Annotated in this window: 17 protein-coding genes and 6 pseudogenes; 10 read left to right on the forward strand and 13 right to left on the reverse strand. The window is 64.8% G+C overall.

All coding sequences use genetic code 11. The annotated features are described in order from the left end of the window. The first annotated feature begins 123 nt into the window (after window positions 1-123). A complete protein-coding gene (locus C441_RS17690; protein WP_152420745.1) occupies window positions 124-885 on the forward strand; it encodes a helix-turn-helix transcriptional regulator in 762 nt (253 codons plus the stop codon). A gap of 42 nt (window positions 886-927) precedes the next feature. After that, window positions 928-1,569, forward strand: coding sequence for a hypothetical protein (locus C441_RS17695; RefSeq protein WP_007276324.1), 642 nt, complete (start codon window positions 928-930; stop codon window positions 1,567-1,569). A gap of 273 nt (window positions 1,570-1,842) precedes the next feature. Here C441_RS17695 and C441_RS20715 read toward each other — a convergent pair. Together C441_RS20715 and C441_RS20375 are read right to left on the reverse strand one after the other, a co-directional pair. Continuing rightward, window positions 1,843-2,052, reverse strand: a pseudogene (locus C441_RS20715) (site-specific integrase); the annotation flags it as partial. A 7-nt stretch (window positions 2,053-2,059) separates the two neighbouring features. Next, a pseudogene (locus C441_RS20375) lies at window positions 2,060-2,590 on the reverse strand (site-specific integrase); the annotation flags it as partial. A gap of 26 nt (window positions 2,591-2,616) precedes the next feature. On the opposite strand from C441_RS20375, the pseudogene C441_RS19275 reads away from it, so the two are divergent. Both C441_RS19275 and kdgK2 read left to right on the forward strand, forming a co-directional pair. Further along, window positions 2,617-2,775, forward strand: a pseudogene (locus C441_RS19275) (IS6 family transposase); the annotation flags it as partial. A gap of 208 nt (window positions 2,776-2,983) precedes the next feature. Beyond that, window positions 2,984-3,520, forward strand: a pseudogene (gene kdgK2 / locus C441_RS19280) (2-dehydro-3-deoxygalactonokinase KdgK2); the annotation flags it as partial. A 41-nt stretch (window positions 3,521-3,561) separates the two neighbouring features. Here kdgK2 and C441_RS17700 read toward each other — a convergent pair. The 3 genes from C441_RS17700 to C441_RS17710 all read right to left on the reverse strand — a co-directional run bounded on the left by C441_RS17700 (window position 3,562) and on the right by C441_RS17710 (window position 6,127). Continuing rightward, window positions 3,562-4,290 (reverse strand): alpha/beta hydrolase, encoded by a 729-nt coding sequence (locus tag C441_RS17700; RefSeq protein WP_007276326.1) that lies wholly within the window; start codon window positions 4,288-4,290, stop codon window positions 3,562-3,564. Beyond that, a complete protein-coding gene (locus tag C441_RS17705; RefSeq protein WP_007276327.1) occupies window positions 4,290-5,288 on the reverse strand; it encodes a ring-cleaving dioxygenase in 999 nt (332 codons plus the stop codon). The genes C441_RS17700 and C441_RS17705 overlap by 1 nt, the downstream gene beginning before the upstream one ends. An 86-nt stretch (window positions 5,289-5,374) precedes the next feature. Continuing rightward, complete coding sequence (locus C441_RS17710; RefSeq protein ID WP_007276328.1) at window positions 5,375-6,127, reverse strand: pirin family protein; 753 nt, start codon at window positions 6,125-6,127, stop codon at window positions 5,375-5,377. Window positions 6,128-6,336: 209 nt separating this feature from the next. Here C441_RS17710 and C441_RS17715 point away from each other — a divergent pair, with 209 nt between their 5' ends. After that, window positions 6,337-6,558: a hypothetical protein gene (locus C441_RS17715; protein ID WP_007276329.1), complete on the forward strand. Its 222-nt coding sequence runs from the start codon at window positions 6,337-6,339 to the stop codon at window positions 6,556-6,558. Between the two features lie 37 nt (window positions 6,559-6,595). Here the strand turns inward: C441_RS17715 and C441_RS17720 are convergent, their stop codons facing one another. From C441_RS17720 to C441_RS19750, 4 genes and pseudogenes are all read right to left on the reverse strand, one after another. Further along, the gene (locus C441_RS17720) at window positions 6,596-7,285 is read right to left on the reverse strand and encodes a hypothetical protein (RefSeq protein WP_007276330.1); all 690 of its coding nucleotides are present in this window, start codon (window positions 7,283-7,285) and stop codon (window positions 6,596-6,598) included. An 880-nt stretch (window positions 7,286-8,165) separates the two neighbouring features. Further along, a pseudogene (locus C441_RS20640) lies at window positions 8,166-8,339 on the reverse strand (oxidoreductase); the annotation flags it as partial. Next, window positions 8,322-8,627 (reverse strand): annotated as a pseudogene (locus C441_RS20645) (alpha/beta hydrolase); the annotation flags it as partial. The pseudogenes C441_RS20640 and C441_RS20645, both read right to left, overlap by 18 nt. Before the next feature lie 46 nt (window positions 8,628-8,673). Further along, on the reverse strand, window positions 8,674-8,811 hold the full coding sequence (locus tag C441_RS19750) for a hypothetical protein (protein WP_161618828.1): 138 nt from the start codon (window positions 8,809-8,811) through the stop codon (window positions 8,674-8,676). A gap of 269 nt (window positions 8,812-9,080) precedes the next feature. Here C441_RS19750 and C441_RS17730 point away from each other — a divergent pair, with 269 nt between their 5' ends. Beyond that, window positions 9,081-9,422 carry a hypothetical protein gene (locus C441_RS17730; protein ID WP_007276332.1) on the forward strand — a complete coding sequence of 114 codons (342 nt, stop codon included), beginning with the start codon at window positions 9,081-9,083 and terminating at the stop codon, window positions 9,420-9,422. Here C441_RS17730 and C441_RS17735 read toward each other — a convergent pair. Further along, the gene (locus C441_RS17735) at window positions 9,416-10,645 is read right to left on the reverse strand and encodes an FAD-dependent monooxygenase (protein WP_083874952.1); all 1,230 of its coding nucleotides are present in this window, start codon (window positions 10,643-10,645) and stop codon (window positions 9,416-9,418) included. The genes C441_RS17730 and C441_RS17735 overlap by 7 nt on opposite strands. A 215-nt stretch (window positions 10,646-10,860) precedes the next feature. Between C441_RS17735 and C441_RS17740 the strand changes: the two genes are divergently transcribed. Together C441_RS17740 and C441_RS17745 are read left to right on the forward strand one after the other, a co-directional pair. After that, window positions 10,861-11,586, forward strand: a complete 726-nt coding sequence (locus tag C441_RS17740) for an ABC transporter ATP-binding protein (RefSeq protein WP_083874953.1) — start codon at window positions 10,861-10,863, stop codon at window positions 11,584-11,586. Then, a complete protein-coding gene (locus tag C441_RS17745) occupies window positions 11,583-12,275 on the forward strand; it encodes an ABC transporter ATP-binding protein (RefSeq protein ID WP_004967914.1) in 693 nt (230 codons plus the stop codon). The genes C441_RS17740 and C441_RS17745 overlap by 4 nt, the downstream gene beginning before the upstream one ends. A 175-nt stretch (window positions 12,276-12,450) precedes the next feature. Here the strand turns inward: C441_RS17745 and C441_RS17750 are convergent, their stop codons facing one another. The 3 genes from C441_RS17750 to C441_RS17760 all read right to left on the reverse strand — a co-directional run bounded on the left by C441_RS17750 (window position 12,451) and on the right by C441_RS17760 (window position 15,702). Beyond that, window positions 12,451-13,476 (reverse strand): branched-chain amino acid ABC transporter permease, encoded by a 1,026-nt coding sequence (locus tag C441_RS17750; RefSeq protein WP_007276334.1) that lies wholly within the window; start codon window positions 13,474-13,476, stop codon window positions 12,451-12,453. Further along, window positions 13,473-14,333, reverse strand: a complete 861-nt coding sequence (locus C441_RS17755; RefSeq protein WP_007276335.1) for a branched-chain amino acid ABC transporter permease — start codon at window positions 14,331-14,333, stop codon at window positions 13,473-13,475. The genes C441_RS17750 and C441_RS17755 overlap by 4 nt, the downstream gene beginning before the upstream one ends. Before the next feature lie 85 nt (window positions 14,334-14,418). Beyond that, window positions 14,419-15,702, reverse strand: a complete 1,284-nt coding sequence (locus C441_RS17760; RefSeq protein WP_007276336.1) for an ABC transporter substrate-binding protein — start codon at window positions 15,700-15,702, stop codon at window positions 14,419-14,421. Window positions 15,703-15,985: 283 nt separating this feature from the next. Between C441_RS17760 and C441_RS17765 the strand changes: the two genes are divergently transcribed. Beyond that, the gene (locus tag C441_RS17765; RefSeq protein ID WP_007276337.1) at window positions 15,986-16,447 is read left to right on the forward strand and encodes a MaoC family dehydratase; all 462 of its coding nucleotides are present in this window, start codon (window positions 15,986-15,988) and stop codon (window positions 16,445-16,447) included. A 59-nt stretch (window positions 16,448-16,506) separates the two neighbouring features. Further along, a complete protein-coding gene (locus C441_RS17770; protein ID WP_007276338.1) occupies window positions 16,507-17,352 on the forward strand; it encodes a thioesterase family protein in 846 nt (281 codons plus the stop codon). The last annotated feature ends 61 nt before the right edge of the window (window positions 17,353-17,413 follow it).

Below are 17,413 nucleotides of genomic sequence, written 5' to 3' on the forward strand. Positions count from 1 at the left end.
GTCACTCGGGGAACCTTAATCGTGGCCGTAGACACGCGGCGGCGACGCCGGCATTCCGGCCGAGAGGCGTGATTCACCCGGAGAGGACGAAATACGTATCATTCACAACCGCGTGAGAGTCGTATGGATAGCTACAGTCGTGACCCCTCCCGACTGTTGAATCACCACCCGCTGTTGGCCGCGACCCGCGACCGGTCGGTCAGCCGGTCGACGCTGGAAACCGAACTCGGCGTGTCCAGAGCGACCGTCTACCGTCAGACCGCCGCGCTGGTCGACGAGGGATTGCTCGAACGGACCAGTCGGGGCTACCGGACGACCGGCGCGGGAGCGGCGGTTCTCGACGCCACCGACCGCTTCGAGCGCTCGCTGGCGGCGGCCGACCGGTTGAAGGCGCTGCTCGAACACCTCTCGCCGCCCGTCCTCACCGAAAACCTCCATCTGTTCGCCGACGCCACGGTGATGGCGGCCGACTCCGAGTCCCCATACGCCATCGAGCAACACCTCGAATCCGTCATCGGCGACGCCGACGAGCGAATCTACGGGGCCGCAACGAGCTTCGGGTCGCCGGTGACGCTCGCTCGGACCGTCGACCGCGTCGAGGCGGGAGTCGACTTCGAGTGGGCCCTGCCGCAGGCGGTCTTGACCCGTCTCAAACGCCAACACGGCGAGCTACACGAGACGGTGCGGGCCCACGACAACACCGCCGTCTACGTCACCGAGGACGTCATCGACCTCTCGTTGTACGACGACACGCTCGTCCTCACCGGGTTCGACGCCGACCGCGGGACGCTGGCGGCCGTCGCCACGACCGACGCCCCCGCGGCCGTCGAATGGGCCCGCGACGTCTTCGAGACCCACCGCGAGCGCGGCGAGCGGCTGATATAAGCACCGTGTCAACGCTTTTCTATAACCCCGACGACAGTCCCGATGAGAACGACCGTGACCGAGACGAGCGATTCGGCGGGAGGGCGACGGCGGCGACCGGACGACGGAATCAGATACGCAATCGTCGTCGTGTTCCTGACGGGACTTCGCCGCCGCAACCCGGCCGCGATGGTGAACGCCGCGTTCGCACTCGCGGGCACGTACCTCCCCGACGCCTTCGAGCGACTGGTCGGCGTCGAGTTCCGCCCGTGGCAACGCGTCTACGTCGAGTCGGCCATGCTGACCCACTCGGTCGGGATGCTCGGTCCCTACGACGACGTGTGGTGGTGGGACCACCTGACCCACGCCCACTCCGCGACGATTCTCGGCGGGGTCGTCCACGTGCTCTCCCGTCGCCGCGGCCGCGACCCCCCGACCCGCGTGCTCGCGGTCGTCGTCTGCGCCGGCGTGCTCTGGGAACTCGCCGAGTACGCCATCCACCTCGGGGCCGACGCGCTCGGTATCGACCCCGTGCTCGTCTCCTACGGCCGAACTGACACCGCGCTCGACCTCGCGTTCAACCTCGTCGGCGCGGCGCTCGTCGTCCTGTTCGGCGACCGCGCCCTGACGAATCTCGTCCCACCGACGGAGGCGGAGGAGGAAACGGGTTCGGGACCCCCCGACTCGGTCCCCCGCGGTCGATAGCGGGCGGGTCAACGGGTCGCGTCGCAAGCGGAAACTGACCCGGCACCCCCATCGTATCAATAAACTAGTAGCCAACTGCCCGAAAATTCACCATGTGATCTCATGATGATGGGGTGGTCCCGACGGAGCGTCGGGTGACGAGACAGTACGAGTGATTCAAGCCACACAGCGGACCCACGCGGCGATGGAGAACGGACAACGACCCGGCGCAGAGTGCTTCAGGGACTCGGCGCTGTCGGGCTCGGCAGTTTTCGCAGGGCTTGGCACGGCACGCTCTGGTGCGGGCGTATCCCCCATCAACAACCCCGTCAGTACTATCAGCCAGCTGTTTGAATCGACGAAGTATCGTACTTATTATGATTTCTTCATAGACGATGAGCGGGACGGGAACAGGTACCTGTCCCACGTCTCACGGTCGGAAAACGCATCAATCCGGTCAGCGACGACGTCCACGCCGTACAACAGCGTCACCTCACAAGGGCCGTACCTCCCAGCAAGCAAGCGCAACGACGAGTAACTTCGCTTCGAGTAGCGTCTCCCTCGCCGTAGATTCGACGCACCTGCGGCGCCGACAACGCCTGTGGGTCTGGTTTGCTGGCCTCCCGACCGAACTCTTTGTCGGCCTCTGAAAGTGGATTGTACTTCGCGTACTTCCGACCCTTCACGAACCGTACCACGCTCTTGCGACGTGCAGATATTCGGGCTCTGACCGGTCAGTCGATAGTTCCTCGTCAACTATCTCGAGAACCGCGGGACAGCGTCCGAACTCCCGCGGCTGTTGGTCTAACTCGGACAGTGGTTCGAGCAATGCATCGGCCCATGTAGTTCTCGATACGTCCGAACCCACTTCGCCAACCTCGTCCGGTGGCCACGACGACACTTTCTGTCCGACCATCCGAGTTTGTATCGATTTAAAGTATATTTATAGAATTTGATATATATTCGTCTTCGACATCCTACCCCCACTCCTCAGATTCCTCACTTCGAGACCGACGAGGTCGACGAAGAACTGCTTGGATGTGTTGTTTTATCAACTATCTGATTGAATTTCAGACGTTCAAAATGAAGGTCGGCCGTTTCCACAACTCACAGGTGAGCAGTCGTCTGCGCGTCCGCCGGTGGCTTGTCGTGTTCGTTCAGTACTGTAACTTTCAGCGACCACATCAATCGCGGGACGGTCGAACGCCAGCTCAGGAGGTTACTTAGGCGTGCCTTTCGGTGTCTGAGCACTGGCTGATACCCGCCAATCGAGTCCTGTCGCACCAAGCCTGCCGTCACAAATTTCGGACCCACCGCCCGTACTTATGTACCACTGCGAGAGACAGTCGTGCGAACATATGCACGGCTCAACTGTAGGTCTGGACGCCCCCGACATCGAACGCGAGACTCGGTCGCAAACCGCCGAGGGGCGTCGATGACGGCTGAGCTCGTCACGTTCGGCGAGACGATGATTCGGCTGAGCCCGCCGGAGGGCGAGCGAATCGAGACCGCCCAGTCCCTCGAATTCCGGACCGCCGGTGCGGAAAGCAACGTCGCGGTCGCCGCCTCCCGTCTCGGATGCTCCGCCGCGTGGCTCTCGAAGCTTCCGGACTCGCCGCTCGGTCGGCGCGTCACCACGGAACTCCGGACACACGGCGTCGAGCCGTACGTACGCTGGGACGACGACGCTCGCCAAGGGGCGTACTACATCGAACAGGGGCGCTCGCCGCGTCCGACGAACGTCATATACGACCGCGCCGACGCGGCAGTCACGACCGCGCGGCCGGACGAACTCGCTGTCGAAGCCGTGGAAGACGCGGCAGTGTTCTACACGAGCGGCATCACGCCGGCGCTCTCCGAGACGCTTCGAGAGACGACCGGCGAGCTTCTGCAAACGGCGACCGAGGCGGGGACGACGACCGCGTTCGACCTCAACTACCGGTCGAAGCTCTGGTCGCCGTCCGACGCACGCTCGTTTTTTCTTCGCCGACCCCCCGAGACCCGTCTGTCCGGTCAGTCGAGTCGCTCGATGAACGAGTCGATAACCCGGATTTCGTCGTCGTTGATAGCGTGGCCAAGTCCCTCGTACAGCCGACTCGTCGCGTCGGCCCCGAGCGCCGAGAAGGCTCGGGCCGACGCCTCGACGCGGTCGGGGTCCACGCGGGGGTCGTCGCGGCCGCTTCCGAAGAAGACCGGCGTGCCGTCGAGGTCGGCGTCGCCGACGTAACCGTCGCGGTCGTGGTCGCTGTCGCGGTCGTCGTCACGGTCGCCGTCGCCGCCGCGGATTCGACTTCCGATGTCGGGTCCGAGGAGGCTCCCCGAGAGCGCGACGAGGCCGCCGTACCGCCGGGGGTTCCGAACCGCGAACTCGGCGGCGAGGCACGCGCCCTGCGAGAACCCGAAGCAGACGACTCGCTCGGGCGGAATCCCGGCGTCGGCGGCGATGTCGAGTGCGGCCGACACCCGGCCGAGCGCCGAGGAGAGCCACGGCTCGTTTCGGTCGATGGGACCGGCGGCCGGGGCCGGATACCACGAACTCCCGGCGGCCTGCGGCGCGAGGTACATCACGCCGCGGTGGAGGAACTCGTCGACGAGCGTGAGGGCGTGCCGCGCCTTCGACCCGCGGCCGTGGAGCACGACGACGGCCGCGTCGGCGACCTGCGGCGGCGCCCCAGCGGTCGCAATCTCCTGTCCCTCGTGGGGGTCGGTCGCGGAACGGGGCGTGGTCGGGCGGGGAGACATCAGTTCGGCCCGTCGGCCCCGCTTCTTTCGTCGGCTTCGCTCTCTTCGTCCCCGTTCCCATTCTCGCCGCCTGCCGGCAGGTCCAGCGGACGCAGTTGGCTCTGTATCATCTCGCGGTCCTCCTCCAGCCACGGCGGCAGGTACAGCGACTCCCCGAGCGTTTCCACGTCCACGTCGAAGGTGAGCCCGGGACCGTCGGTCGCCAGTTCGAACAGGATACCGCCGGGTTCGCGGACGTACAGCGAGTGAAAGACGTGTCTGTCTTTCACCCGCGACACGTCGTAGCCGCGCTCGCGGAACAGGTCGTGCCACTCGTACAACTGGGCTTCATCCTCGACCCGGACCGCGACGTGGTGGATGCTCCCCGCGCCCTCGCGGCCGAACTCGCCGTCCCGGTCGAGGAGGTCGACGACGGTCGCCCGGTCGCCCGGCGCTCGGTAACGGACCCGGTCGCCCTCCTGTGCGACGAGGTCGAACCCGAGCGTGTCGAGCACGCTGGCGGTCACGAAGGGGTTCGTCGAGTGGAGCGTGACGCCGTGGATGCCGCGAATCGCGCGCTCTGCGGGGACCGGGCCGTCGGTCCACGGTTCGACCGACGTCTCGCCGGTGACGAGTTCGAGTTCGGTCCCGTCGGGGTCCGAAATCCGAAGGACGGTCTCGTCGAACCGCTCGAACGGGCTGTCGACCTCGACGCCGCGGTCGGCGAGGCGGTCGGTCCAGTAGTCGACGGCCTCGGGGGGAATCACCAGCGACGCGGTCCGAATCTGCGGCGTGCCGGGCCGCCCTGGCTCCTCGGCGGGGTACGGGAAGAACGTCAGGGCCGTCCCGGGCGACCCCGTCTCGTCGCCGTAAAACAGGTGGCGCGTGAACTTCTCGTTGAAGTTCACCGTCTGCTTGACGAGGCGCAGGCCGAGCGTCGTCGCGTAGAAGTCGACGTTCGCCTGCGCGTCGCGGACGATTCCCGTGACGTGGTGGATTCCGGCGGTGTCTGTGAGCATCGAGTTGGGTGAGTCGGTTTGCACGATGGGCGGGTGTGGCGGGGACGGTTCGGCGGCGGAGACGTGTCGGTGGCGGCGATGCCGCGTCAGCGACTGATAGTCCCCCGTCGAGTGACGGGCGCGTCGGGGTCGACGAGGAAGGCGACGACGGTGGCGTCCTCCTCGGCGGTGAGCGTCAGTCCGGCGTCGTCGACGAGCAGGCCGCTTTCGGTCTTCCCGAAGCGCGTGCCCGCGGCCTCGACCGCGCCGTCGAACACGTAGAAGTACGCGTCTCGACCCTCGATTTCGGGGAGGTCGGCGCTCGACCCGGCGTCGAGGCGGAGGTCGAAGAGGTCCACTTCGTTGCGGACGAAAAGCGGCGCGTCGGACTCCTCGGGGCCGAACAGATGCCGCCACTCGCCCTCGACGGGGGCGTCGATGGGTTCGTGTTGGACGTTCGGCTCCAGCCCGAGGCTGTGGGGCCGGACGAACATCTGGAGCATGCGGAGCGGCGAGTCGTCAGCGCGGGTGAACTCCTCGTGCCAGAACGTCTCGCCCGCGTTCATCACCATCAGGTGGTCGGCGTCGGTGACGAGGTCGTTGCCGTCTTGGTCGCCGTGGCGCATCACGCCGGCTGGCACCCACGAGATGATTTCCTCGTCGCGGTGGGGGTGCATCGCGATGTGGGTGTCGGGGTCCATGAACGACTCGACGATGGTCGCGAGCGGGCCGTAGCCGTGGTCCGCGTGGTCCGGGAGGGCGCGCCCGGGGAAGTTGAAGTGGGTCCGGAACTTCCCCTGATTCTGGGAGACGTCGGTTCGCTCCGCCTTGTAGAGCTTCGTCTCGGAGCCGACTTTCATTACGCACGCACCTACGCGTCGAATCTATATACCTTCTCGGCGACGTGACCGAAAGCAGGTGACATCGGTGTCACTGGGCTCGGGAATCGGGACCGTTGCCGAATGCCCGGCCGCGAGTCGGCGGAACTCACGAGACGGCGAGGGTCCGGTTCCGCATCGACCGCTCAGTGACAACGGTTTTGTTCGTGACAACCGACAGGGTAGTCGACATGGAGACGAGTCGGTTGACGCCACGGCAAAGCTGGCTGTTCGTCGTGCTGAGCGGCATCGTCGCGGCGGGAGTGGTCTACGTGTTCGGCCCGGCCGACGCTGGCGTCCCCGCGTCGGTGGCCGTCGGGGGCGTGGTCAGTCTCATGTTCGCGGTCGGCTACGCGGTCTCCAACGAGCGGGTGAAACAGGTGCTCCTCGATTTGCTGTCGCTTCTGCCCTGAGACCGCCCTCCTGAGCGGCCCTGAGCGCCCCACGCCGTCACCACCCCTGTCGAAGCACGAAGGCGGCGTGCCCGAACACGGCCAGCAGGAAGGGAACCGAACCGGCGGGCCAGACGACGACCGTGCCGAGCGGAATCGCACCGAAAAAGAGCGCGGTCACGGCGAACCGAACCCACACCCAATCAGCCGATTTCGGCGTCGAATCCGACCGAATCGACACGTCGTGTCGTCGGAGCGTTTCGCGGAACCGGGATTCGACCCCGTCCGGAACGAGAAACATCGAGGGCTTGTTGACGACCGATTTCCCGTAGTACAACCGGGCCGCAGTCCGGTTGCCGAGCGTCACGAATCTGGCGGCTTCGACGTCCGCGAGCGACGTGGTCACGTCCTCGTCGCTCCGAAACAGCGAGGGGTCGCCCATGTGGTAGGTGCTTTCGAGCTCGCCGGCGTCCCCGTCGACCGTGACGCTCGTGCGGACGAACCGCTCCGAACTCTGGAGGACTGCCGTCAGTATCACCGCGCAGTACATACTGTACACGAACGGGGCGCTGTCACCGGCGAGCGCCCCGAAAATCAGTAACGCGAGGGGAGCAACGGCGAACACGCCCCACCACAACACGCGGCCGAAGTCGACGCCGTTGAACGCGATTCGCATCGGGAGACCCCGCAGTCCGCTCACGTCCGCGGTCCACGCTATCTCGGGTTCGGTCTCGTTGGAATCGCTCACTCGTCATCGGATTGCGCGCGCTGGTATAACCCCCGCGGTACTCTCGTGGTGCCACTTCCGCGACCGTAGTTCGTCCGGCACTCTGCGCGCCCTCCAACGACATCATTCTGATATATTTTATATAGTATTGTATACCTAATTCGTTCTACGAACCATCGACTGACGTTCCATACACGCGAACCGGGGCGCTAACGCTTCGTGATATCTTGGGGAATAAGCCGTCTCACGGCCGAATATCGGACGATTCTGTCTGATCGGGACGCTCTCGACCGCGACAGAGTGCCTATCACTGTCACCGACGAGCGACACGACTCTTGACAGACGAGAGCTCAGAAATCCGGTGAGAGAGTGATTCTACCTGTGTTTTTCGTATCTAGCGTATCTTTTGATGGAGATAACTCTGCTCAGATATTATTGCTTTAAACACACAATACTAATCTAACAGTTCAGATACTAATCTGTCGGTGGACCGACCACGTCGGACCGGACCGCCGCTTCGTCCGCGGACGCGCCATCGATGCTGTTGGCTTCGACCGCCGTGACGTCGTCGCCACCCTCGACCGCCCTCCGTTCGAGACTCGAAAGTCACTGAATTACAGATGAATCTGTGTAATATCGCACATCTGTGTGGGTAGATACTGGTATTGTTTCTGTTTTGGTAGTAGATTCCAGCTCCGGTTCTGGAAGTCTCACTTCGATCGTCGAACACGCGGCGTGATGGACCTTCGCGGGCGATTAACCTGGCCGGTCGACGACGCGTTCGAACCGAACGGAGGCTCTATTCAGGCCCGAGAAAAGAGACGTCCGGGCGTGTCGAGCATCCCCGCAGTGTCGCCGCGCCGTCGAAACGCGGCCCCGAGGGGGAGCTGTTCGAAGCCGATTAGGGCTGGACCTGGTCGAGGGGACGGATGAGAACTTCGTTGATATCGACGCGCGCGGGCTGGGTGACGACGAACGTGATCGTCCGCGCGATGTCTTCGGGCGCGAGCGCGTCCATCGTGCCGACGTAGTCTTTGACGTTCTTTTGGACCTCGTCGTCGGGGATGTGGTCGGGGAAACTCCCTCTTGGCGTCGGATTCGACGGGTCGTACATCCCTTCGAGACTCGACCCGGCGGGGACCTCTTGGAGCCGGTAACTGACGCTGGCGATAGCGCAGTCCCACTCGGCGGCGTACCGCTCCGGCGTCGGGACGTTCGCGCGCGTCTCCGCTACCCATCCGCCGCCGTGGACGTAGACGACGAGCGGCGGGTCCTCGCGCTCCGGCACGTAGAGGTCGAGCTTCATCGCTCCCTCGGGACGCTCCGCGTAGGTGACGCCCTCGTAGACGGTGATGTCGTTCATGTCTGCCACGAATAAGGTCGAGGCGACTACAAAAAGATGCGTGAGTTCACGCCCGATTCCGCGGACCGAGGGAGGGGAAGACTACCCCCTTCAGGCCGTTGAGGACGAACCCGCGGACGTCGTACTGTTGCACCGAGACGAACGGCACGACCATCGGAATCCGCGTCGGTGTCGTGGCGGCCATCATCGGTGCCCAGAGCGCGCTGACCTGCCCCTGAAAGTATTCCCTCCGCGACCGGACAGTTGTACAGTCTGCCAATCGTACGTGGCGAAATGTCATTTGAATGTGTTCGCAACGACGAACCGCTACGCGGGACACCTCGCGCGGACGACCGACCTCGAAACCAGATGTCGGTCTCGGGTTGTCGAACCAGACCCGCACTTCGGGCCACCACACTCGCGCGAACACGCACGAGCGGGTGGTTTTAGGTACCTCTGGAACGAGCGTTCGGTATGTCGTTCGAATCCGACCTTGAAGCGACTGCCGAGGCCGCAGACGACCTCCCCGATGCGGAGGACATCGTACAGGACCGCGACGAGATTCCGATTCGGGAACTGTTCGATGCGGCGTTCATGACCGCCCACACCGACTTCGACAGCTTCGACGAGATGGTCGAGGCCAGTCCGTCGGACGCGACCACCGCCGACGACCTGTCGTTGGTTCCGGACGGGACGTGGGACGAGTTCGTCGCCGAGACGACGGTGTTCGACGACGAAAAGGAGATGGTGTTCGCGGTCCGCGACCACTGGGTCGCAGAACAACTCGGGCTCGACGAGTCGCTGTCCAGTCAGTAGTTCCCGGTCGTGACAATCGGCGGCGGCGTGTGGGGACCGTACGGCGCGTCGTCGAGATACTCGCCGGCCGGCTCGAAGTACGCGGCGAGCGACGCCGCGGCCTCTTTTCGGAGCACCGTCACCGGGTCGTCACCCTGCAGATAGTCGAGGGCCTGACCCGCGGCGTCGAGGTTGTACTCCGCCGCCTTCTCGCGGCGAGCGGCGAACAGCTCCACCTCGTCGCGGGCGACTGCGTCGCTGTGCGCCCGGTAGCCGACCGCGATAGCGGACGCCGCCTCGTCCGCGTCGGCGACCCCGGAGTTCATTCCCCGCGCGCCGAACGGTGCGAGCAGGTGCGCCGCCTCGCCCACCAAGAGAACGCGGCGATGCTCGTCGACGAAGCTGTCGGCCATCACCTGCAGGAACCGATAGGTGGACACCCACTCGATGTTGTCCGCGTACTTCTCACCCATGACCGCCGCGACGAATTCCCGCATCCGCTCGTCGCTGGTGAGCTCTTCGGGGTCGTCTCCCTCGATGCACTGGATGTCGAGCCGCCAGCCGCCGGTAAACGGGACGAGGAGGACGTTCCGGTCGCCGACGGCCGGGTCAGCGTAGTGAAACAGCCGTTCGAACGGAAGCGGGTCGTCTTCGACCTCGTCGACGTCGGCGATGATAAAGGAGTTCTCCGACTGGTCGCCTTCGAACTGTGCGCCGATTTCCGACCGGACGGTCGACCCCCCGCCGTCGGCTCCGACGAGATACGGCGTCTCCCACGTCTGTCCGTCCGCCGTCTCGACGCGGACGCCGTCGGGACTCGATTCGACGGTCTCGACCGCCGCGTCCCAGTGGATGTCGATGCCGGCTTCGGCGAGCGCCTCGTGCATGTACGCCTCGGTCGTCACCTGCGGAATGCTCGTGAAATGGGGGATGTCGCCCGACCCGCCGGGGCTGTCGTACGTCCGCGAGAACACCTCCCTGCCGTGATAGAGCGTCCGCCGAGTCGGCCAGACGAGGCCTTCCTCGACGAGGTCCGTCCCGAGTCCGGGATGCACGCGTTCGAGGGTTCGGAGCGTCGCACCGTGCACGTAAATCGCCCGACTCCCCGAGCGGTCGCGGTCTTCGGACTCCGCTTCGACAATCGTGACGGGCACCCCGCGGGCGTGTAGCGCGAGCGCCGTGGTCATGCCGACGGGGCCGGCTCCCGCGACTAACACTGGTGATTCCGTGTCATCGTTCGTCATAGATAATATGATATCACGATACGACTGGCATATACGTTGTGGTCAGCGCAGTCATCCCCGTCGTCGGACGGGTGGTCCGACGGCGTACTGACCGGGTCGCACGTCGCGTTCAACTGACCGCTCGTCACGAGACCGGTCACCGACTCGTCTTGTGGTCGTTGGCGGTTCCGCGCGCACGAGAAAACGTTATAACGGTTGCCCAATCTTAATGAACTATGTTAACAGTGGCCGATCTCCGCAAGGAATTCGGTGGATTAGTCGCGGTCGACGATGTGAACTTCGAAATCGGCTCCGGGGAAATCGTCGGGCTCATCGGTCCGAACGGGGCCGGCAAGACCACGTTGTTCAACAGCATCACGGGCGTTCTCCAGCCGGAAAACGGGTCGCAAGTCACGTTCGACGGGACCGACATCGTGGCGTTGGAGACCCACGACATCGCACGGCGGGGCCTGGTTCGGACGTTCCAAATCGTCCGCGTCTTCGACGAGATGACCGTCTTCGAGAACGTGATGACGGGGGCGCTGTTCGGCACCGACGAGTCGATTTCACAGGAAGAGGCCGAAGAACGCGCCCACGACGCGCTGGCGTTCATCGGCCTCACGGAGAAAGCGGAGCTGACGACCGGCAACCTCCCAATCGCGCAGAAAAAGCAACTTGAACTGGCGCGCGCGCTCGCCTCTCGGCCGAACTTACTGCTCTTAGACGAAATCGCGAGCGGGCTCACGCCCGGCGAGATTGCCGACCTCACCGACACGATACGGCGACTCCGCGACGAACGCGGTATCTCCGTCTTCTGGATTGAACACATCATGGACGCCATCATGGGCGTCGCAGACCGCATTATCGTCCTGAACAGCGGGCGGAAGCTCGCGGAGGGGACGCCCGCCGAAATCAGGGACAATCAGGCCGTCGTCGAGGCCTACCTGGGGGACGAAGCATGATCGAAGTCGACGAGATAGACGTGTCCTACGGCAACATTCAGGTGCTGTGGGACCTGTCGTTCACCGTCTCCGAAGACGACCGCGTCGTGTCCATCGTCGGGCCGAACGGCGCGGGGAAATCGACGCTCCTTCGGGTCATGTCGGGTCTCCACCCGGTCGACGACGGCCGCGTGACCGCGTGGGGCGACGACGTGGCGGGCCTGGAGCCCTCCGATATCGTCAAGCGCGGGTTCGTCCACGTCTCCGAGGAGCGGAACCTGTTCGGCGACATGAGCGTCCGCGAGAACCTTGAGATGGGCGCGTACACCCAGCGGGGGTCGCTCGACGAGACGATGCAGGAGGTGTTCGAGCTCTTCCCGATTCTCGAAGAGCGACAGGACCAACGTGCGGCCTCGATGAGCGGGGGCCAACAGCAGATGCTCGCTATCGGTCGCGGACTGATGGCGAGGCCGAAGATTCTGGCGCTCGACGAACCCTCGGAGGGGCTCGCGCCGAAGATAACGAACCGGGTGTTCGAGAAAATCGAGGAAATCAGCGATAACGTGACCGTGCTCCTCGTCGAACAGCACGTCCACAAGGCGCTGGGGCTGGCCGACCGGGCGTACCTCCTGGAGAACGGCGAGATAATCACGGAAGACACGGGACCGTCGCTCTTGGAGTCCGACCACATCAAAGAGGCGTACCTGTAGCGCTGACGTGTAGCGCCGACGCGGTTCTGGTTCTCACGGGACGGTCGCTTTTCTGCGGGCTGTCGGGCTGTCACTCTCGGTCGTTGGAGAGGTGAGCCGTCGCTGTAGTGGTGTGAGAACCGACGGCCTGCGTTAGAATGAAGACAGGAAGGAATCCGAATCCGAACGAACCGAGTCAGCGGCTTTCGACGTCCGTGCCACCCCCCTCAGGTTCGTCAGTGAGACCGAGGTCGCTCAGCACGTCTCGGGCGGAGCGAACGACGCCCTGTCGGAAGTAGAGGAACAGCACGATGAGGAGCGCGCCGAAGATGGCGGACCGCCACGTCTGGAGGCTCTGGGCCGAACTCAGGAACTCCTCGATACCGACGATGATGGTCGCGCCGACGATGGGCCCCATCGTGGTCCGCAGGCCGCCGACGACGAGGACGATGAGGACGATGACGTCGACGGCGATGAAGGTGAAGCCACCCGGGAGGATGTACCCCGACTCGCGGGCGAAGAACGCGCCGACCAAGCCGATGAGGAACGCGGCGACGAACCCCGCGATGGTCTTGTACCGGACGACGTCGATGCCGATGGATTCGGCCGCGACCTCGTCTTCCCTGATGGCGTCGAACGCGATGCCGTACTTCGAGTGGACGAGCCGGAGGTAAAACCCGAGCGTCGCCACGAGCAGGAGCAACACGAGGTAGTAGAGCACGAGCTTCGTCTCGATGCCGACCGCGTCGGCGACGACCTCGAGGCCGAAGTACTCGTACGGGAATCCGGTCGACCCGCCGGTGATGCCCCGCGCGCCGACGAATATCTCGCTGAACACGAGTTGGAGGTTCAGCGTGAGAATGGAGATGAGGACGACGGTGAAGTTGCGTTTGGCGGAGACGTAACTGACGAGGAGGCCGACGAGGCCGCACGCCAGCGCCGCCACGGGGAGCGTGACCCACGCGGAGATGGCCAACGCGTCGGCCAAAATCGCCGTCGTGTAGGCGCCGAACCCCGCCAGCCCGCCCATGAACAGGAACAGTTGGTCCGTGTGTCCGAAGACGATGTTGAGCGCGACCGCGAACAGCGCGATGAGCAGGAGGTGGGCGAGGACGCTCTCGTAGTAACTGCTCCCGAGGACCGCGAGCGGTGCGAGCGCGAACACGACCGCCACGATGGCGACGTTTCGCACCTCGGTGCCGAGCGACGGTCTGGAGCTCATGATATCGCCTCCGGTCGGGCGAGGAGCACGACAATGGCGGTCGCGAACAGGATGATGGTCGCGACGTACGACCCGACGAAGAAGTTGGCGAACTGGTTGACGAGCCCGAGGAAGACGCCGGCGCTAATCGCGCCGACGAGACTCCGGACGCCGCCGACGATGGAGATGATGAGCGCGAACGTCGTGAACTCGAACCCGTTCGACACCGCGACCGCGGAGCCGGCGGCGAACACCAGCCCGCCGAGTCCGGCCACCGCGGCCGAGAGGACGAAGATGAGCGTCCGAATGCGCCGCGGGTTGACCCCGACGAGACGCGCGCCGCGTTCGTCCTGAAACACGGTCCGGGTGGCCTTCCCCAGGAACGTGCCGCGTAAGAACCCGAACAGGACCGCGAGGACGACGGTGCCGATGGCGACGATGATGAGCGAACTCCCGGTGAGCGCCGCGCCGCCGACGGAGACGGTGCCCACGTCTAACGGGAGCGTGTACCGCGACGGGAAGTAGTTGATGAGGACGCCGTCGAGGAAGACGGTCAACCCGAGCGTCGTGAAGATGCCGAGGAGGATGCGTTCCTCGCCGTCCGACCGGTAGACGAGCGAGAGAATCGTCCGGTCGACGACCAGTCCGAACAGCGCGACCGCGACGAGCGCGACCGCGCCGGCGACGACGAGCCCCATCCCGCTGTTGACGACGAGCGTCGCGACGAGCACCGCGAGGACGGCGAACGTGCCGATAGCGAGGTTGAGAACCTCGCCGAGTCCGAACACGAGGGTGATGCCCACGCCGAGCAGGGCGAGGAACACGCCGAAGGCGAGGCCGTCCATGGCGACGCCGAGGAGCGTGCTCGCCGTCACCATACGGGACACCTCCCGTCCCGAGTCGTCGTCGCTCCGCTCCGAGCGGCGAATCGGGCGACGGCGGTACCCCGACCGAATCGCGCCATCATTGGTCGGCGGGGAGTGCGGGCAGTGCGTCGGTCCGGAACTGCTCTTCGAAGCCGAAGTTCCCCTCGGGGAAGTACGACGGCGCTTCCGACGTCAGTTGGCTGTATATCTGCACCTGGTTTTTCAGCTCGCCGTTCTCCGTGTACTCGATGGGGTTCGCGAACAGGGTGTCGAACTTGATGTTCCGAATGGCGTCGGCGATGGCCGTCGAGTCCGTCGACCCGGCGTCTTCGATGGCCTGTGCCAGCATCTTCCCCGAGACGTAGCCGTAGGCGGTGTGGGTGTCGAACTGGTTCCCCGTCGCCTCGCCGAAGCGCCGCGCCACCTCCGCGAACTCGTCGCTGTACACGTCGGTGTTGTGGACGTGAGTGAACCCGCCTTCGAAGGCGAGGTCGCCGAGCGCGCCCGCGATGACGCCCGGCGGGAAGCTCGGGCCGGTGACGACCTCCGGCGAGTAGCCGAGTTCGTTCAGCTGGCCCGCGATGCTGAGCGACCCCGGCGGGTGGCCCGTCGCGACCATCATCTCGAGGTCCTGCGGATATCTCCGGATGAACGACCTGAAGTCGCTCGCGCCGACCGGCGCGGCCTGCACGTTCACGTCCACGTCGAAGTGCTGTTGAATCCCCGCCTCGACGGAGCGGCCCCACGCGTAGTCACCGATGATTGCGCCGACGTTCGAGTAGCCGGCCTCGGCGACGAGGCTCGCCTGGGCCTGCATCGTCGTGGCCGCCGGAAGCAACCCGACTCGGAACGTGTAGGTCGTCTCCGGGGTGATTGCCTGGTTCGTCCCGGACATGTGGAGGAGCATCGGGACTTCGAGTTCCTGTGCGGTGCGTGCGGTTCGGATACCGACGTCTGACGAGACGGGACCGACCGTCGCCACCGCGTTCTCCTGTTCGACGAACCGGCGGAAGATGGTGTCCGCCTGTCCGGCGTCGCTCTGTGTGTCCGACTCGACGATTTCCAACTGCCGGCCCAGGACGCCGCCGGCCTCGTTGACTTCTTGGATCGCGAACGCGAGCCCGGCGCGGTGGGCGTTCCCCCACGGGGTGAACGACCCCGAAAGCGGCTGGAGCGAGCCGATGACGATGGGCTCGCCGGAGCCGCCTCCGGAGCTGTCGGTCTGTCCCGTCGTCCCGCCGCCTCCGGTTTCGCCTTCAGTGGTCCCTGCCCCGTCTTCCGTGCCGGACCCACCACCGGCACATCCCGCCAGCAGTCCGACGCCCGCAACACCGCTCAGTTTCACGAAGTTCCGTCTGCGAATTGGGTTTTTCCCGACCATGAATGTCATCATTGATTAGTGGGGTTAAATAACTTTGTGGTGTGTTGTCGTCCGCCTAGACTGGCTGACACCTCTGCGGTCGCTTGCCAGCGAACGGTGGGTTTGGCGGGAGACGCGGTAGATGTGTGTCGGTCAATGGTGGGGTAGATGTGTGTCGGTCGATGATGGTGGACAGGTTCCCGTGTTCGGGACGCGCGCGAGCCGCGGTCTGATCGCGCGCCCGCGAGAGAGCGGGGAGTCGGACACGAGCACTTATTACTTCGTTTGCGCGACTTACTGTTCGATGTCACAACGCTACTACGAAGACATCCCGGTCGGAGAGGTTCTCGACCTCGGCACCTACACGGCCGACCGAACCGAACTCCTGCGATTCGCCGAGCGCTACGACCCACAGCCGATTCACGCCGACCCGGAGGTCGCAGAGGAGACGATGTACGGCGGCATCATCGCCAGCGGCTGGCACACCGCGGGGTCGTGCATGCGCTTGCTGGTAGACGGATTCCTCGCAGAGACGGCGACGCTGGGGTCGTTCGGACTCGACGAACTCCGCTGGAAGACGCCCGTCTATCCGGGCGACACCATCCGCGTGGAGGCCCAAACGCTCGAAAAAACCGAGTCGAGCAGTCGAGACGACAGAGGCTACATCACGACCGAAGTCGAAGCGACGAACGAGGCCGCCGACGAGGTCATCTACTGGCGGGCGACGAACATCTTCCTGAAGCGGCCGACCGACGCGCCCCGGTGATACGCCACGTCCTTGCCGACATCTGAACCGTATTATAGAACGATAGTAAATGACACTCTATGCGTGTCATTGACGGCCACCAACTTCGCTTCGGCGAGATGGCCGGCCCGCTCGTCCACGGCGCGAAGTTCTTCGACTGGCAACTGATATCGACGCAGGTGTTCGCCCGCGAGGTCGGCTACTCGTTCGAGGACTTGGTCTCCGACGGGGCGATTCCCTACGCGCCCGTCGGCGTCGATACGACCGTGTATCGGTATCCCGCCTTCGGCGAAACGGTCTCGGTCGACGTCGAGGCGACTCACGTCGGCGACTCCAGTCTCGAACTGGTCTACGAGACGACCGACGGCGACGGCGAACCGCTCTCGACGGCCCGGATGACCCACGTGACGATTGCCCCGGAAGGGGGTGCGCTCTCGCTCCCGGCAGACGTCAAACAAACGCTGGCCGACCACCGGGTCGACCGGACGGTCGACGTCGGTCCCGGTGACGACCCCGAGAGCGACCCGAATCGGTATCCCACGTTCGAGGAGTCGTTCAGCGTGAACGCGCCGCACATCGAGTCGTCCGAGCTCGCGTACTTCGAGGAGTACCCGCGGTTCGCCGACGTCGCGCTGGAGTCGTTTCTCGCGGCGGACGGAGTGAGCCTGGCCGCGATATCGGGCGACCGACAGCCGTACCGCATCCGCGACTGGCACTGGGAGTTCAAATCGCCCGTCCGATTCAACTCGGAACTCGCGGTCGAAAGCGACGTTCGGGCGGTCGACGACGACGCGATTCGAGTCGAACACGCGTTCCGAACCGAGGGAACCGTTCGGATATCCGGCGTCACCGAGTACGGGTGTTTCGACCGAGCGGGGAACCCCACGACGTTCACTCCCGAGATGCAGGCTCCCTTCGAAGGCTAGCGAAATCACCCGTCGCTGTGCCGTTCGTCGGTATCTTCGCGTCAATCGCTCCGACGGCGGG

Source organism: Haloferax sulfurifontis ATCC BAA-897 (genome assembly GCF_000337835.1).
Classification (GTDB): domain Archaea; phylum Halobacteriota; class Halobacteria; order Halobacteriales; family Haloferacaceae; genus Haloferax; species Haloferax denitrificans.

What these genes read in the sequence shown, in the direction of transcription:
- C441_RS17705 (WP_007276327.1), bottom strand. Translation starts at nt 5,288, where the DNA reads ATGCTCACAGACACCGCCGGAATCCACCACGTCACGGGAATCGTCCGC.
- C441_RS17700 (WP_007276326.1), bottom strand. Translation starts at nt 4,290, where the DNA reads ATGTCTCCCCGCCCGACCACGCCCCGTTCCGCGACCGACCCCCACGAG.
- C441_RS17750 (WP_007276334.1), bottom strand. Translation starts at nt 13,476, where the DNA reads ATGAGCTCCAGACCGTCGCTCGGCACCGAGGTGCGAAACGTCGCCATC.
- C441_RS17755 (WP_007276335.1), bottom strand. Translation starts at nt 14,333, where the DNA reads ATGGTGACGGCGAGCACGCTCCTCGGCGTCGCCATGGACGGCCTCGCC.
- C441_RS17760 (WP_007276336.1), bottom strand. Translation starts at nt 15,702, where the DNA reads ATGGTCGGGAAAAACCCAATTCGCAGACGGAACTTCGTGAAACTGAGC.
- C441_RS17735 (WP_083874952.1), bottom strand. Translation starts at nt 10,645, where the DNA reads ATGACGAACGATGACACGGAATCACCAGTGTTAGTCGCGGGAGCCGGC.
- C441_RS17745 (WP_004967914.1), top strand. Translation starts at nt 11,583, where the DNA reads ATGATCGAAGTCGACGAGATAGACGTGTCCTACGGCAACATTCAGGTG.
- C441_RS17730 (WP_007276332.1), top strand. Translation starts at nt 9,081, where the DNA reads ATGTCGTTCGAATCCGACCTTGAAGCGACTGCCGAGGCCGCAGACGAC.
- C441_RS17740 (WP_083874953.1), top strand. Translation starts at nt 10,861, where the DNA reads ATGTTAACAGTGGCCGATCTCCGCAAGGAATTCGGTGGATTAGTCGCG.
- C441_RS19750 (WP_161618828.1), bottom strand. Translation starts at nt 8,811, where the DNA reads ATGGCCGCCACGACACCGACGCGGATTCCGATGGTCGTGCCGTTCGTC.
- C441_RS17690 (WP_152420745.1), top strand. Translation starts at nt 124, where the DNA reads ATGGATAGCTACAGTCGTGACCCCTCCCGACTGTTGAATCACCACCCG.
- C441_RS17695 (WP_007276324.1), top strand. Translation starts at nt 928, where the DNA reads ATGAGAACGACCGTGACCGAGACGAGCGATTCGGCGGGAGGGCGACGG.
- C441_RS17770 (WP_007276338.1), top strand. Translation starts at nt 16,507, where the DNA reads ATGCGTGTCATTGACGGCCACCAACTTCGCTTCGGCGAGATGGCCGGC.
- C441_RS17710 (WP_007276328.1), bottom strand. Translation starts at nt 6,127, where the DNA reads ATGAAAGTCGGCTCCGAGACGAAGCTCTACAAGGCGGAGCGAACCGAC.
- C441_RS17765 (WP_007276337.1), top strand. Translation starts at nt 15,986, where the DNA reads ATGTCACAACGCTACTACGAAGACATCCCGGTCGGAGAGGTTCTCGAC.
- C441_RS17715 (WP_007276329.1), top strand. Translation starts at nt 6,337, where the DNA reads ATGGAGACGAGTCGGTTGACGCCACGGCAAAGCTGGCTGTTCGTCGTG.